Source organism: Novosphingobium sp. (assembly GCF_031424035.1).
Lineage (GTDB): Bacteria > Pseudomonadota > Alphaproteobacteria > Sphingomonadales > Sphingomonadaceae > Novosphingobium.
Map to the genome: position 1 here is coordinate 1 of NZ_JANPGP010000067.1, position 14,000 is coordinate 14,000.

Sequence of the window (14,000 nt, forward strand, 5' to 3'; positions counted from 1 at the left end):
GCAAAGAAGCAGCGTGAACTGGGCCAGGCCATCAAGCGCGCCCGCCACCTGGGCCTTCTGCCCTACCTCGTGAAGTAAAGGGAGAGACGACATGGAAATCATCCTCCTCGAACGCGTCGAGAAGCTGGGCGCCATCGGCGACGTAGTCACCGTGAAGGACGGCTATGCCCGCAACTTCCTGCTGCCCAACAAGAAGGCCCTGCGCGCCAACGAAGCCAACCGCAAGGTCTTCGAAGCCAACCGCGCCAGGATCGAATCCGACAACGCCGAACGCCGCACCGTGGCTCAGGCTGAATCGGGTAACGTCGAAGGCCGCTCGGTCATCCTGATCCGCGCTTCGTCGAACGCCGGCCAGCTTTACGGCTCAGTCTCGGTGCGTGACATCGTTGATGCCCTCGTCGCCGATGGCGCCAAGGTCACCAAGTCGATGGTCGTGCTGGAACGCCCGATCAAGACCATCGGTGTCTACGACGTCAAGGTTGCCCTGCACCCTGAAGTGTCGGTCCTGGTCAAGGTCAACGTCGCCCGTTCGCCGGACGAAGCCGAACAGCAGGCCCAGGGCGTCGACGTCCTCAAGCAGATGTTCGAAGACGAAGCGGCTCCGACCGGCTTTACCGAAGCTTTCGACCCCAATGCCGAACCGGGCGAAATCCCGGCCGACATGATCGAAGAAGCTGCGAACGAAGGCGGCGACGAAGCCTGATTCCCCGCGCAGGCGGGGACCTCCGGCAACGGATCACTTCGCCGCCCGAGGCCCCCGCCTACGCGGGGGCGCGGAGATAGAAATTGGGGGCGCTCCGCAGGGAGCGCCCCTTTTTCGTTGCGGATAGCAGGGCAGGACCGACAGGTTCCCGCCGGCAGCCCTCACCAGCCTAACTCAGGCCGCGGCGATGGTGCTTTGCACATCGGCGACCGAATGGCCGGTAAGATCCTTCGATATCTCGCCAACCAGCACGGCTGATAGGGCCTTGTGATAATGCTTGCGCAGTTCGCCGAGCGTACGGGGAGCTGCAACGACGATGAGAGCTTCGATCTCACCGTCAAGCACGCGCTTGTTGAGCATCTCGGCAGTGCCAGCCGCAAAGCTGTCTTCGTCCAGCTGGCTTTCCGAAGGATTGGCCGAACTGCTGTGATGCCGGCCGCCCGATCCCTTGTTGTCCATCGAGATCGCCACATCGGGCATGGCTGTCAGCTTCGGCGCCGATTCCTCGCCATCGTTGCGATACAGGTTCAACAGTTCGCCGTCAGCGACTGCGACTATCGCGCTTTTGGGTATCTTCATGGGGGTTCCTTTTGAGGCTCGTCCTATGCGTAACGCCTGAGCGGACGAAATGGCCTCATGGCCGGGCATAGACTGGCAATCCATCAGGCCTAACCTTGCCAACGCTATCGCCGCTCCGTCTGATCCTTTCGCATGTAGATGACGTGCCGGTTCTGCGGCTGCTGATTAACCGGGATCGAGAGAGGGAGCACAACACACCTAAACCGTTTGCGGCCCTTAGCTTCAGTGTGTGCCTCACGCACAAAGCCAACTGCCGATCCGGTCGTGTACCCGCGCGGACGGAGCTTGAACTTCAAGAAGCTCGGCCACGTAGAAGGTGCCGCGTTGTACATTGAGACGGCGGTGATCCGGGTAGCCGTGCTCTCTGCATCGGCTTCGGTGACAGTGCGAAACCTCTCGAACTCGCCGTCATCTCCATCGAGAATTGCAGTCCAAATGAAAGCCCAATTGTCCCGTCGCATCTTGGCACAGCGTTCGGCAAGGCGCTCTACATATTCTCGGTCCGTCCACTCAGTAAAGTAGAGTGTCTGAGTCGCGAGTTGGGCCTGAAGCTCATTGATCCGGTCAACATCCCGTTCATTCGAGACATGGTGCTCAATGCCTTTGCCGAAGGGTTGAAACACGTCTTCGTCGTAACCCATGAAAGCGAGGCGTGACGTTAGCGGCAGGAAGATTGCAGTCCCCGATTGAATAAGACCAGAAGTCTGGTCTTGATAGCGCTGTGTGTAGAGGCGGTTGGTCACGCAAGCGGGATTATCTGAGGTGACAAATGGCACCTTCGTGCGATTGATGAGAAATACCGGTCGCAGATCGTGGAGCATATTCGCAGCCTTTGCCGCGATGTAGATTTGTTCCTGCATTTCCCGCTGATCGTCGATAGGCTTCATAGCTTCCGCATGAACGTCACGGAGCGGTTTTCCGCCGATCTTGGTATTGCGAAATGCTTCAAACACTTCCTTCCGCTGCGATAGCTGATGTGGTGTTCGAAGGTACTGAAGGACAAAGAAGTCGAACATTGCCCCGATGTCCGATGCCATTATCTCCAACTGCTGCAAGCGACCCATGGCTTGGCCGTACCGACCTTCGAAAAATTGGATAAAATCTTCGAAAACGGGCTCGCTCCCATAGAAGTAATTTCGGGAGCACTGCTTCTTAATGGACGCACCTTCAATGCAGCGTCCAGTCTCCAGAGCATAAAGATTGATCGACCGCTGATCTTGATTCCCAAATGGGCGAAGGTACGTCTTCGGGACAAAGTGCTGGTTCTTGTTGCTTGCCATTGGTGCCGAAGTAGTGTGCGCGGCGGTTACGCGCCACAGCTTGGCGTGGATTTTGCCCTGCAAACTTCGCGTTCGACTTGCCAATCCCGTCTGTCAAAGCACTCTAAACCTCCTGCCACTCCCCCGGCGCGATGCCGTCCAGCGACCAGTCTCCCACGCGCCAGCGCACCAGACGGAGGGTCGGATGCCCCACCGCGGCCGTCATGCGCCGGACCTGCCGGTTTTTCCCTTCGCGGATGGTGAGTGAAATCCAGCAGTCGGGCACCGACTTGCGGAAGCGCACCGGCGGGTCGCGCGGCCAGAGGGCGGGGTCGTCGATGCGCTCGGCCTCGGCTGGGAGGGTCTGGCCGTCCTTGAGCGTGACCCCCTTGCGTAGCGAGGCCAGCGCCGCCTCGTCCGGCTCGCCTTCGACCTGCGCGAGGTAGGTCTTGGCCATCTTGAAGCGCGGATCGGCGATGCGCGATTGCAGACGGCCGTCATCGGTGAGCAGCAGCAGCCCCTCGCTGTCGGTATCGAGCCGTCCGGCGGGATAGACGCCCGGTCGCTGGACAAAATCCGCAAGAGTCGGCCGCGGTGGGCCGCCGCGTTCGGGGGAGAACTGGCAGAGCACGCCATAGGGCTTGTTGAACAGGATGAGGGCCATGGGCGTTCCTTGCAGCATGGACGGGGGGTGTCAAAGGTGGGGCTTTGTGTTTGAAAGGGTTCTCGCAGAGGCGCGCAGAAGAAAAGGTAGGCGCGGAGGAGGTGCTGCGTTGGCTGAGCCACACCTACCTTCGTAATTCCCGCGCAGGCGGGAACCCATCTCCGGCGCTGTGATTCGCCGCAACGGCAGTGTGTCGGGCGAGCTTGGGAGATGGGTTCCCGCCTGCGCGGGAATGACGAAGGAGGGGGCGGGAATGACGAAGGAGGGGGCGGGAATGACGAGGGAGGAATGCGCTGTCCTACACGGCCCCAGTCTGTCATCCTTCCCGCATGACCCGCCCCAGATCCGCGCCGCCGCCCGGTGCGTTGCCAGCCGATCCAGCCTTCCACAGCCGCGCAACCAGCGCGGCTTTGTTGCATCTGGGCCGGCCCTTGGAGAGAAATTCAGGAACGGCTTTTCGGATGTGTTTCATCAACTTGCATTGCGCGCAAGTGGCAGGGCCAGCGAAATCAAACCGGTTGCAATTGAAATGTCATCGAAGATTCGCTATAGGCCCAAGATGAACATGATAGAGAAAACCATCGCGGAATTGGTCCGCGTTTACGAAGCCGCCGTCGAAACCCTCCGCCAGGACATTCAGGCATTCGCCGCCGACGGCACCCTCCCCCCCGCAGATCGCCGCGAAACGCGCGCCTGGTGCTACCCGGAACTGCGCATCCATTATTCGGGCGTAGAGAACCGCCCCGACTTCGCCCGCGCCTTTGGCCGGCTGGGCCACAGCGGCACATTTTCCACCACGGTCACCCGCCCCGCCTTCTTCGCCGATTACTTGCGCGAACAGATCTCGATCATCGCCGATGATTACGAGATCGAGGTCGAGGTCGCCCGGTCGGCACAGGAAATCCCCTTCCCTTACGTGATCGATGCGAGCTCGGTGCTCGGTAGCCTCAGCCCGCAGGACATGGCGCGGCACTTCCCTTCGGCGGAACTGGCGCTGATCGGCGATGAGCTGGCCGACGGGATCGATCTGTCCGCTCCCGATGCCGACATTCCGTTGGCCCTGTTCGATGGCTTGCGCACCGATTTCAGCCTCGCCCGACTGGCGCACTATACCGGGACCAGCGTGGACCATTTCCAGCGCTTCATCCTGTTCACCAATTATCACCGCTATGTCGATGAATTCGTGGACTGGGCCGGTCAGCAGCTGGGCAAGGGTGACTATACCGCGCTGTCGGGCGCCGGCGGGCTTTATGTCGACGAGCCGACCGACAATGCCCGCGCGCGCCTTTCCGATACGGCATGGCGGCGGCACCAGATGCCGGCCTATCACCTGATCGCCAGGAACGGCATGGGCATCACGCTGGTCAACATCGGCGTCGGCCCAAGCAACGCCAAGACCGTCTGCGATCACCTCGCCGTGCTGCGGCCCGAAGCCTGGCTGATGATCGGCCACTGCGGCGGCCTGCGCGATACCCAGCGCATCGGCGACTATGTCCTCGCCCATGCCTATCTGCGCGACGATCACGTGCTCGATGCCGTGTTGCCGCCGGAAATCCCGATCCCGGCGATCGCCGAAGTGCAGGTGGCGCTGGCCACGGCGGCCGAACAGGTCAGCGGCGATACCGGCGCGAACCTCAAGAAGCGGATGCGCACCGGCACCGTTGTTACCACCGACGATCGCAATTGGGAGCTGCGCTATACCGACAGCGCCATGCGTTTCAGCCAGAGCCGGGCGATCGCCATCGACATGGAAAGCGCGACCATCGCCGCGCAGGGCTTCCGCTTCCGCGTGCCTTACGGGACGCTGCTCTGCGTGTCGGACAAGCCGCTGCACGGCGAGATCAAGCTGCCGGGCCAAGCCAACCGGTTCTATGAGGAGACGATCTCCAGCCACCTCAAGATCGGCGTGCTGGCCTGCGAACTGCTCAAGGCCGAAGGACCGCGCCTGCACAGCCGCAAGCTGCGCGCGTTTAACGAGCCGCCGTTCCGCTGACGCGGCTGCGGCGGGGGCAACGAGCCGCCTTTCTGCTAACCCTTGCGGTACTGCTCAAGGAACCGGGCCCCCGGTTCCTTGCGGCATTGCTCGACTGCATGGGCCCAGGCGGCGGGGTGGCGTCTGATCAGCGACAGGTTGTCCAGCTTGCCCCAGCCAAGCGCTTCCGGGGCAATGAAGGCGACGCCGCCCATGAAGCTGTAGAATTCCAGCTCGGATATTTTGGCCCCTGGATGGGCGGCAGTCCACCAGTCCAGCTCGCCGATGAAGGTATCGCAGCGATAGGACTTGAGCCCGGTGAGGTAGCTGCCCCCGCCCTGCTCGGCCTGGCTGAAGTTCTGGGTAACCTGCGCTGAATAACTGGCTGGCCGCCCCTGAAGATCGAGCGGCTTTTCGTAACGAGAGGCGGCAATGGCTGCCACGAGCGCATTATCGAGCAGGTCCGACTTGCTGCTGCGCACGACCTTTACTTCGGTGGGCAGGCCTGCCGGATCAATGCGGAAGCCGGCCACCACCTTGCCATTGTGGAAGGCGAGCTTTGCGGCCTGCGGCATTTCGGCTTCGCTGCCAGACAGCCGCTCCGGCCCGCGACCGATCATGAAAGGGAACTTCGCCCGGGTCGCCACCTTGTTGCCGGCCTTGTCGACTGGCGAGGTCAGCCGCCAGCTCGCCAACGCGGTCAGGATCTCGGCATCAAGCACGGCGTTGCCGGTGGGTTCCGTCAGTGTGATGTCGCTCAACACCCCGTTGGGCAGCACCGTCGCGCTGGCAACGGCCCGACCCGACCAGCCCTTGCGGGAGGCTGCGAGCGCTTCGGGCAAGTCGTCCAGCTGCTTCCCCATGCTGTAGCGCGGGCGCTGGCTCAACTGCGCGGCCTCGACGATGGTGGGCGGCTGCGCTTCCGGCTGAGGCGTTGAGGCAACCGGGGACTGACCGGGCGCGGGGGTGGCCAGCATGAGGCACGCCACCAGCGGGATCACGCGTTTCATTCAGGCCACTCCCAGAGATGGTCGATTTCAGCCGGCCTTTTCGATCCTGACCGCATTCCTGGCAAGCGTCTTGAACCGCTCGCCATTCGCCTGCCGCACGGTGATTGTCGCATGGCCGGTCTTGCTGAGCTTCCAGTCCTGGACGCCGCCAGCCTTGCCTTTGTGAGTGCCGGCGATCACTTCGCAGTGATCGCCGTTCTCCACAGCGCCGTTGTCTACCAACCGCACTTCTGGCCCTTGGTTTCGCTCTTCAGGTACTTTGTCAGCGGGGCAAAGTACTTGATCATCGACTTGCCACTCATCTCGCGGCTGCCGGTGAAGGCTTCCAGCGCATCGGGCCACGGCTTTGACGCGCCCATGGTCAGCATGGCGTTGAGCTTTTCGCCAACCGCCTTGTTGCCATAGAACGAGCAGCGGTGCAGCGGGCCCTTCCAGCCGGCCTGCTTGCAGGCTGCCTCGAAGAACTGGAACTGCAGGATGCGGGCAAGGAAGTAGCGGGTATACGGCACGACCGCCGGCACGTGGTACTTTGCGCCCGCGTCAAACGCATCAGGCCCGCGCTCACCCGGAGGGGTGATGCCCTGATACTGCAGGCGCATCTTGGTCCACGCCGTGTTGTAATCCGCCGGCTGAATTTCGCCCGAGAAGATCTTCCAGCGATAGCGGTCGATCAGCAGGCCGAAGGGCAGGAAGGCAACCTTGTCCATCGCCTGACGCAGCAGCAATCCGGTATCCTTGTCCGCGCCCGGAACCTTGGACTGATCGAGCAGACCAATCTGGACGAGGTATTCCGGCGTGATCGACAGCGCCATGGTATCGCCGATCGCTTCATGGAAGCCGTCGTTAGCGCCTTCCATGTAGAGGCGGTAAGGCTGGCCGTTGTAGGCGCGCTGGTAGAAGTTGTGGCCCAGTTCGTGGTGGATCGTCGTGAAGTCGTCACCATTGACCTTGGTGCACATCTTGATGCGCAGGTCTTCCTTGTTGTCGACGTTCCAAGCCGATGCGTGGCAGATCACTTCGCGGTCCGCCGGCTTGACGATTTGCGAGCGTTCCCAGAAGCTCGCGGGCAGCGCCTGCAGACCGAGTGAGGTGTAGAAGCCCTCGCCAGCCTTGACCATCCTGACCGGGTCATAACCCTTGGCCCTGAGCAGTTCGCCGACATCGTAGCCAACATCACCGGCACCCTTGGGCGCGACGATGTCATAGATATTGCCCCATTCCTGCGCCCACATGTTGCCCAGCAGATCGGCGCGGATCGGACCGGTCCTGGCCTGCACGCTGTCGCCGTACTTCTCGTTGAGCTTCAGCCGCGTGTAGCAGTGGATCTGCTCGTAAAGCGGCTTCACCTCGTTCCACATGCGCTCGGTGGTCGCGGCGAAGGCGTCGGGCGTCATGTCGTAGTTCGAGCGCCACAGCGAGCCAAGATCGGCGTAGCCCAGTTCCTTTGCACCGGCATTGGCGATCTCGACCATGCGGACGTAATCGGCCTTCATCGGCTTCCCGACGTTATCGTTCCACGACAGCCACATTTCCTTGAGCTCGGCCGGGTTGCGGCTGGTGCCCATGGCCTCTTCGATGTCGCTGCCGTTGATCGGCTTGCCGTTCAGCGTGCCCTTGCCCTTGCCGTAAATGCCCGAAAGCTTGGCGGCGAGCCCGGCATATTCATCAGCCGCGCCGGCGCTCGACGGCACAGGATTGACGATCTGGGTGCGGAACATGTTCAGCAGGCGCTGCGTCTCGGCTGAGAGGCCGGGAACCTTGGCAAGCTCTGCCGCCTTGTTTGCGTTGGTGACCTGCAGCTTGGTAAATTCTGCATTGGCACGCGCATCAACGGCGGCGCTGTCATCGTTGATGTAGGTCGAATAGACCCAGTCGGCCTGCCCGACCTTCACGGTTTCGTCGGCAAAGGACTTGTCGGCGGACTTGACCCAGGCATCGACTTCAGCGGGGTTCGAACCGTTTGAACTTTGGGCGAATGCGGGGCTGGCGATCAAAACGGCTGCGACCGCCGCCTGCGACACGTATTTCCTCATGGCATATCCTCAAAAAGACTCAGGTCCTCGAAAAGACTCAGGTGGTTTCAGCCGTAACGGCTTGAAGTCGGGCATAAGTCGCACGGGCGCGAGGTCAAGGGCGGTTCGTCGAGTTACGCGGCAAGGAAACGCGCGATCTCCACCCCCAGTTCCCGCTTGGTCACGCAGCTCATGTGCGTTCCGGGAATCTCGGCAAGGACGCCCTGCGCCAGTTCTTCGGCCAGCGCATGCGGCGAGCCATTGTCGCGGTCCTCAGTGCCACAAACAACCAGCGCGGGCATGGTCACGGCGGCGAAATCCTCGATCCCGGCGCCTTCGATCGATTCCAGCAGCAGTTTCGCCGCAACCGGATCGATCTTCATCGAGCGCATGAAGTTCTGCGCGAAATAGGCCGGATCATCGCGCGGGATCGTGCCGTAGCGGGCGATGACGTCGAGGAAGAAGGCCGAGCGCCCGCCCCACTTGACCAGCCCTTCCAGCCCCATGCCGCCGAGCACCAGCCGGCGCGGTGTCAGCCCGGCGATCACGCCTTTGAGCGCGGTACGCGCGCCGAGCGAGAACCCGCCGAGATCGTAGTCCGACAGGCCGAGCGCGAGCACGATTGCCTGAAGATCGGTGACCAGCACGTCATGCGGGTAGGCCTCTGGCTCTTGCGGGGCGGCGCTTTGGCCGTGGGCGCGCAGATCGGGCATGATCACCTCGAACCCGGCCTCGGCGATCTGGGCGGCGTGGCCATACTTGATCCAGTTGACCTCGGCGCTGGAAAACAGCCCGTGCAGTAGCAGCAAGGGCCGTCCCGCGCCGATCCGGTGCACCGCCAACTTCGCGCCGCCAAAACCTTCGACAAATTCGGTATTTACTGCGCTCACTATGGCATCCCTTTCTCGCCGCCTGCCAATTCTGCACCGGCACCTTGCGGATTAACAGCCTGCGCGTTTTTTTGCCTTTGCGCGCAATTGGCGAATTATGGCCGCATGGGAAAGACGATGCCTAGCGCAGTTCGTTCTCTACCGAGGCACCGAACTGCGCCACGCGTGCATGCAACCCAACCCCAACCGCTGGTCAGCGCACCTGTTCGTGTTCTGGGTCGAACGCGGCGGCGAGTTTTTGGAACACGCGTTTGACGAGCAGAGCTTGCGGTCGGAACTGGAGCAAGTTGGGAAAAAGGGGGTGGGCTAGGCTTTGCTGACCCAGCCCTCAATGCTTCGTCAATGTGCCCGTAGCTGGCCATAAAGCAAGCGCTGCGCCCAAAGCAGCCATTGCCATGTCTTTCTGACTGTCAAAAATATCACCCTGCTCGCCGTTGTATGCCCCTGCATCCTGCGGCGCGAGCAGCAAGGTCAGGCTCCATTCGAATATTTCATAAAGCCCGCCTATCGCCAGAACGAAGAGAACCGCGCCGGTCAAAGACACACGCTTGCTCAGCCCTCCATATCGAACACCAACCTCGGTAATCGGCATGATAGCCAGCAGGCCAAACAGAAAATGTACCAGTCGATCGAACATGTTGCGATCCGTGCCAACCTCTACTGCCTGTCCAATCCACTCCCGATAGGGAACATAGCTATAAGACCACCGAGCCGCGATCAGGTGTATCAGAACAAAAAGCGTGAAGCACAAGGCTGACGCGTTAGAGACCGGCCAGCGCCGAAGCGCGAGTATCGCAGGAACAAACAAGATCGCAACAGGACCAACCTGAAGCCAGGTATTTTCTGGATAGATTGCGCCAATAACGCTTGCTGGGATTGCGAGAACAATCGCAGCGATCATCCAACGCTGGGCAATCGGTATCCCCAAACCCCTCAGCCCTTCTTCAGATGCCGCCGCCCCAGCAGTTCCGCGATCTGCACTGCGTTCAGCGCCGCGCCCTTGCGCAGGTTATCCGACACGCACCACAGCGACAGGCCGCTGTCGACCGTCGGGTCTTCACGGACGCGGCTGACGAAGGTGGCGTAATCGCCAACGCATTCGATGGGGGTGACGTATCCGCCGTCCTCGCGCTTGTCGATCAACATGATCCCCGGCGCCTCGCGCAAGATGCTCTGCGCCTTCTTGGCCGAGAGTTCCTTTTCAAACTCGATGTTGATCGCTTCGGAGTGGCCGACGAAGACCGGCACGCGTACGCAGGTGGCGGTGATCTTGATCTTCGAACCCATGATCTTCTTGGTTTCGGCGACCATCTTCCATTCTTCCTTGGTCGAGCCATCATCAAGGAAAACGTCGATGTGCGGGATCACGTTGAAGGCGATCTGCTTGGTGAACTTCTTGGCCACGGCCGGATCGCCGACGAAGATGTTGCGGCTCTGCTCGAACAGCTCGTCCATGCCTTCCTTGCCCGCGCCGGAGACCGACTGGTAGGTGGCGACGACAACGCGCTTGATCACCGCGGCATCGTGCAGCGGTTTCAGCGCAACGACCATCTGCGCGGTCGAGCAGTTGGGATTGGCAATGATGTTCTTGGCCGTATAGCCGTCGATGGCATCGGGATTCACTTCGGGCACGACCAGCGGCACGTCCGGATCCATGCGGTAAAGCGAGCTATTGTCGATCACCACGCAGCCCGCCGCGGCAGCCTTGGGCGCGTAGGTCTTGGTCGCTTCCGAACCGACGGCGAACAGGGCGATATCCCAACCGGTGAAGTCGAAATGTTCAAGGTTCTTGACCTTGAGCATACGCCCGGTCTCACCGTATTCGAGCTCGTCCCCGGTCGAGCGGGAGGATGCGACTGCGGCGATTTCGTCGCAGGGGAATTCGCGCTCGGCAAGGATATTGAGCATCTCGCGCCCGACATTGCCCGTCGCGCCGACGACGACTACCCGGTAACCCATGCTCATCTCCTGAAATGTCTTGCTGCGCCCCTAGAGGATGGCAGCGCCGAGCGCCACGGTTGATTCCCCAACTGTCGTCATCCTGAACTCGTTTCAGGATCCATCGTGCCGCTGAACCTGCCACTTCAATAGAAGAGCGACGGTGCTGCCGCATGTCATTCACAAAACTGGGCGGGAGGCGAAATGGATCCTGAAACAAGTTCAGGATGACGTTGCGGGGACGAACCGACCCTAAACCTTCCAGCGAAACCGCCCAGTCATGCGCCCGGTCGCAAGGATATCCTCCTCCTGCGTACCCCGGCCGATGTTGTGGATCACCATTGGGTTGCCCAGCGGGGACACGCGGTCCGAAATGACTCCGGTGTGCGGCAGGCGTTCCCCCACCAGAGAGGAGAACAGGTCGCCCGGTTGCCACCCGCCCAGCGGCAGGCGCGCGCCGGCGCGCTCCCAGAACACTTCGAGATTGGGCACGCGGAGGTGGTCGATATTGCGGTCGGGCCGACGCAAGCCCCAACGACGGGGATAGGCGGAGAATTTGCGCGCCATATCACGGTGGACTTCGGCCTGCAGGTCAAGGCTCAGCGCGTCACGGTTAGCGCGGATCACCACGTCGGTGCACACGCCCTTGGTGCGCGGTACGTCACCGCCCGGGAAGGCCAGCACGCTATAGGCCGGGTCATAGGCGCGGGTGATGCCGATCTGCCTCCGCGCCGCTGCGATCAGGGCAGCGGCGCGGGGACTGGCTGGACGGGGAGCGGCGGCGGCAGCAGGCGCGCAGGCGGTAAGGCCGAACGCGAGGCTACTGGCTAAGAGGTCTCGCCGGTCGAATGACATCACCTGCTCCTGCACCCGGGATCACAGCGGCCAAGGCTGCCTTGGGCCGCCTGAACGGTTGCTTGCGGCCATAGGCAAGGCTGCGCCAGACCCATTCGAGCGGTCCTGACTGGAACACCCGCATCCACAGATTGGCGAAGATCAGCAGCAGCACGATCACCACCGATGCCTGCCACATGACATAGGCCCAGCCCTGCCCGCTCGGCAGGTGCATCCCGATCGGCGAATAGAGCACCCAGATCCCGATGATCTGCTCAAGAAAATAGAGCGAGAAGGCCATCTGCCCGGCCGCCTTCAGCGGCGAGAGCAGGCCCTTGCCCCAGGCAAAGCGCACCAGCAGATTGATCAGCGCAACATGGCCAAGGCTGACCGCGATGCGCGCCAGTTCCTGCGTCATCCACAAGGTCTTGGGGATCGGCGAGAAGGTCATCCGCTCCAGCCCGCCGACATAGCGCGCGGTCAGGCCGAAGCCATAGGCCAGCACCAGCGCCCAGACATAGGCACGGGTCGATCGCTTGCCTTGCAGGAAGCCCAGCTTCCACAGCGAGATGCCGATCAGCATGGTGCCAAAGGCTTCGATAATGCCGAACAGCAGCGCGCCCTTGGCGTTGATCATCATATAGGTTGAGATGAAGAACCCGGCATATTCGGTGAACGATCCATCGCGGGCCTTGGCCTCATCCTTGGACAGTTTCTTGAGCATCGGATCACCTTCGTTGATGCTCTTCTGCTTTTCGGTCCAGGTTTTGACCGCTTCGGTTTCGGGCTTGGTCAGCGCCTGGCCCTTGGCCTGTTTGACCTGCGCGGCCTGATAGGTCGTCTGCGTCTGCGAACGGTCAATATATTCGAGCGTGCCGCCAATGAACTGCGCAACACCGAACAGCAGGCCCAGGGTCAGCAGCCACTTCACCTTCATCTTGCGGAACGGGAACAGCGCCAGTGCGCAGAGCGCATAGATATGCAGGATGTCGCCCATCCAGGCGAGGAGGAACAGGTCGACCAGACCGAAGGCCAGCAGCCACAGGTTGCGCCGGATATAGAGGTCCGCCACGGCAACCGGCCCGTCGGGCTCCATCGCCTTGGCCGCGGTGACCATCAGGCCGGCGCCGAACAGGAATTCCAGCATGCCGCGCTGGGTGCCTTCAAGGAAGGTTTCCATGAACAACCATGCCCTCTGGTCGGCCATGGACCAGCCAAGCGCCCGGACATTGCCGAACATGGCGACCATCGGCCCCATCATCGCCGGCAGGTTCATGTAGAAAATGCCAAGAATGGCAAAGCCGCGCATCATGTCGAGCACTTCGATACGATCGCGGCCGCGCACCGGCGCCAGCGCCAAGCCCTGTGTCATTGGATTTCTCCCCATCGGTTCCCCGCCGCGGAGACTAACAGGGTGTATGAGGAATGCAATACACGTTCAGGCGCATTGCAGCTTGCTTGCAGAGGACAAGCAAAAAGGGCCCCGACCGTCGTCGGAGCCCCCAGACCCTTACGGGTAGCGTGCAACCACCCGAAGGCGGCTGATTCGTATACTTATGCGTCGCCGCGCGGATCCCGGCGTTCAGCGATACGCGCGCGCTTGCCGGTCCGGCCGCGCAAGTAGTAAAGCTTGGCACGACGCACCACGCCCTTGCGGACGACGGTGATCGAATCGATGTTCGGCGAATAGAGCGGGAATACGCGCTCAACGCCTTCGCCGAAGCTCATCTTGCGGACGGTGAAGTTCGAACCGATGCCCTTGTTGGCACGGGCAATGCAAACGCCTTCGTACATCTGTACGCGGCTGCGTTCGCCTTCGATAACCTTCACACCGACGCGCACGGTGTCACCCGGGCGGAATTCGGGAATTACCTTGTCGCCAGACGTCGCCTTCGCGATTTCCTCGGCTTCGATCTGCTGGATCAGGTTCACTGGTCCTCAGTCCTTCTTTTCACGCCGCGCGCCAGAGGCAGACTGGACCCGAGCGTCGTCATGACGCTCCCAAAGATCCGGTCTGCGTAACCGTGTATCGATCTCGGACTGTGACTTTCGCCAAGCCGCGATCTTCGCATGATCCCCCGATCGCAGCACTTCGGGGATCGTGCGTCCTTCCCACTCGGCAGGCCGGGTGTAGTGCGG

Annotated in this window: 15 protein-coding genes and 2 pseudogenes; 3 read left to right on the plus strand and 14 right to left on the minus strand. The window is 61.7% G+C overall.

Features of this window, described 5'->3' with window-relative positions:
- A pseudogene (locus RMO89_RS10020) lies at positions 1–78 on the plus strand (30S ribosomal protein S18); the annotation flags it as partial.
- A 13-nt stretch (positions 79–91) separates the two neighbouring features.
- Positions 92–703, plus strand: coding sequence for a 50S ribosomal protein L9 (gene rplI, locus RMO89_RS10025; RefSeq protein ID WP_310532872.1), 612 nt, complete (start codon positions 92–94; stop codon positions 701–703).
- A 174-nt stretch (positions 704–877) separates the two neighbouring features.
- On the opposite strand, the gene RMO89_RS10030 is transcribed toward rplI, so the two are convergent.
- The 4 genes from RMO89_RS10030 to RMO89_RS10045 form a co-directional block, all read right to left on the minus strand.
- On the minus strand, positions 878–1,282 hold the full coding sequence (locus RMO89_RS10030; protein ID WP_310532873.1) for a host attachment protein: 405 nt from the start codon (positions 1,280–1,282) through the stop codon (positions 878–880).
- A gap of 104 nt (positions 1,283–1,386) precedes the next feature.
- Positions 1,387–2,625, minus strand: coding sequence for a DUF4238 domain-containing protein (locus RMO89_RS10035; protein WP_310532874.1), 1,239 nt, complete (start codon positions 2,623–2,625; stop codon positions 1,387–1,389).
- 40 nt (positions 2,626–2,665) lie between these two features.
- Positions 2,666–3,205 (minus strand): pseudouridine synthase, encoded by a 540-nt coding sequence (locus tag RMO89_RS10040; RefSeq protein WP_310532875.1) that lies wholly within the window; start codon positions 3,203–3,205, stop codon positions 2,666–2,668.
- A gap of 316 nt (positions 3,206–3,521) precedes the next feature.
- A complete protein-coding gene (locus tag RMO89_RS10045) occupies positions 3,522–3,677 on the minus strand; it encodes a hypothetical protein (protein WP_310532876.1) in 156 nt (51 codons plus the stop codon).
- Between the two features lie 87 nt (positions 3,678–3,764).
- Here RMO89_RS10045 and RMO89_RS10050 point away from each other — a divergent pair, with 87 nt between their 5' ends.
- Complete coding sequence (locus tag RMO89_RS10050) at positions 3,765–5,198, plus strand: AMP nucleosidase (RefSeq protein WP_310532877.1); 1,434 nt, start codon at positions 3,765–3,767, stop codon at positions 5,196–5,198.
- A gap of 35 nt (positions 5,199–5,233) precedes the next feature.
- Here the strand turns inward: RMO89_RS10050 and RMO89_RS10055 are convergent, their stop codons facing one another.
- The 10 genes and pseudogenes from RMO89_RS10055 to RMO89_RS10100 all read right to left on the minus strand — a co-directional run.
- Positions 5,234–6,187 carry a TonB family protein gene (locus RMO89_RS10055; RefSeq protein ID WP_310532879.1) on the minus strand — a complete coding sequence of 318 codons (954 nt, stop codon included), beginning with the start codon at positions 6,185–6,187 and terminating at the stop codon, positions 5,234–5,236.
- Between the two features lie 27 nt (positions 6,188–6,214).
- On the minus strand, positions 6,215–6,415 hold the full coding sequence (locus RMO89_RS10060) for a hypothetical protein (RefSeq protein ID WP_310532880.1): 201 nt from the start codon (positions 6,413–6,415) through the stop codon (positions 6,215–6,217).
- Positions 6,403–8,220, minus strand: a complete 1,818-nt coding sequence (locus RMO89_RS10065; RefSeq protein WP_310532882.1) for a M2 family metallopeptidase — start codon at positions 8,218–8,220, stop codon at positions 6,403–6,405. Before RMO89_RS10065 ends, RMO89_RS10060 begins: the two co-directional genes overlap by 13 nt.
- 113 nt (positions 8,221–8,333) lie before the next feature.
- Positions 8,334–9,089 carry an alpha/beta fold hydrolase gene (locus RMO89_RS10070; RefSeq protein ID WP_310532886.1) on the minus strand — a complete coding sequence of 252 codons (756 nt, stop codon included), beginning with the start codon at positions 9,087–9,089 and terminating at the stop codon, positions 8,334–8,336.
- Positions 9,090–9,417: 328 nt separating this feature from the next.
- Positions 9,418–9,990 (minus strand): DUF2238 domain-containing protein, encoded by a 573-nt coding sequence (locus RMO89_RS10075; protein ID WP_310532887.1) that lies wholly within the window; start codon positions 9,988–9,990, stop codon positions 9,418–9,420.
- Between the two features lie 32 nt (positions 9,991–10,022).
- The gene (locus tag RMO89_RS10080) at positions 10,023–11,048 is read right to left on the minus strand and encodes an aspartate-semialdehyde dehydrogenase (protein ID WP_310532888.1); all 1,026 of its coding nucleotides are present in this window, start codon (positions 11,046–11,048) and stop codon (positions 10,023–10,025) included.
- 231 nt (positions 11,049–11,279) lie between these two features.
- Complete coding sequence (locus tag RMO89_RS10085) at positions 11,280–11,882, minus strand: DUF1287 domain-containing protein (RefSeq protein WP_310532889.1); 603 nt, start codon at positions 11,880–11,882, stop codon at positions 11,280–11,282.
- Positions 11,848–13,233 (minus strand): DUF418 domain-containing protein, encoded by a 1,386-nt coding sequence (locus RMO89_RS10090; RefSeq protein ID WP_310532890.1) that lies wholly within the window; start codon positions 13,231–13,233, stop codon positions 11,848–11,850. Before RMO89_RS10090 ends, RMO89_RS10085 begins: the two co-directional genes overlap by 35 nt.
- 182 nt (positions 13,234–13,415) lie before the next feature.
- Positions 13,416–13,793 carry a 50S ribosomal protein L19 gene (gene rplS, locus RMO89_RS10095; RefSeq protein WP_310532891.1) on the minus strand — a complete coding sequence of 126 codons (378 nt, stop codon included), beginning with the start codon at positions 13,791–13,793 and terminating at the stop codon, positions 13,416–13,418.
- 6 nt (positions 13,794–13,799) lie between these two features.
- Positions 13,800–14,000 (minus strand): annotated as a pseudogene (locus RMO89_RS10100) (tRNA (guanosine(37)-N1)-methyltransferase TrmD); the annotation flags it as partial.